Source organism: Pseudomonas sp. 30_B (assembly GCF_017491605.1).
In the GTDB taxonomy this organism is placed as follows: domain Bacteria; phylum Pseudomonadota; class Gammaproteobacteria; order Pseudomonadales; family Pseudomonadaceae; genus Pseudomonas.
Genome location: NZ_JAFGYY010000566.1, coordinates 1 through 229, shown reverse-complemented (window position 1 = coordinate 229; position 229 = coordinate 1). Strand labels below are relative to the sequence as shown.

1 pseudogene is annotated in these 229 nt (G+C 64.6%); it reads left to right on the top strand.

Annotated elements, in window-relative coordinates:
• A pseudogene (locus J5M67_RS29435) lies at nucleotides 1–229 on the top strand (arylsulfatase); the annotation flags it as partial.

Sequence of the window (229 nt, the reverse complement as noted above, 5' to 3'; positions counted from 1 at the left end):
CTCGGGGCTGGACTGGTTCCCCACCCTGCTCTCCGCCGTCGGCGTGCCCGACGCCAAGGAGAAGCTGCTGCAGGGCTGGGCGCCGACTTCCGGCGGACCGACCTTCAAGGTGCACCTGGACGGCTACAACCAGCTGGACTACCTGACCGGCAAGTCCAACGAGAGTGCGCGCAAGGAGTTCTATTACTTCAACGACGAGGCCGAGTTGGTGGGCATGCGCTTCAACGAC